We start from the raw sequence: 560 nt of genomic DNA on the forward strand, positions 1-560 counted from the left end.
ACATCCAAAAAGGTGTGGATGCCAAAACCACCGTTGATACCAAAGGTCTGACCTTCAACGGCGACAGCGGCAGCACCAATGTCGAAAAACTCGGCTCCACCGTGACCGTTGCCGGCGACGACAACATCACCACCGAAGCCCAAGACGATAAAGTGACGGTTAAGCTGAACAAAGACCTGGTGGTAGACAGCGTCAAAGCCGGCGACACCACCGTGAACAACGACGGTGTGAAAGTAGGCGACGATGTCGCATTGACCCAAGACGGCGTTAAAGCAGGCGACGTCAAACTGACCAAAGACGGTTTGAACAACGCCGGTAACAAAGTGACCAACGTAGCCGATGGCGACCTCAATGCCAACAGCAAAGATGCCGTTAACGGCAGCCAACTGTTTGCGACCAACCAAAACGTCGCCAACAACGCCGCCAATATCGCCAAAGGCATCAACTTCGGCGGTACCACCGGCAGCAATAACTACGCATTGGGCGACACCATCAATGTCAAAGGCGACAGCAACATCATCAGCGAAACCGTAGCCGGTGGCGCACAGCTGAAACTGGCC

At 54.5% G+C, this 560-nt stretch carries 1 pseudogene; it reads left to right on the plus strand.

The window, feature by feature from the left end:
- Nucleotides 1-560 (plus strand): annotated as a pseudogene (locus ACTHS3_RS16650) (hypothetical protein); the annotation flags it as partial.

The organism is Neisseria sp. P0009.S007 (genome assembly GCF_051962515.1).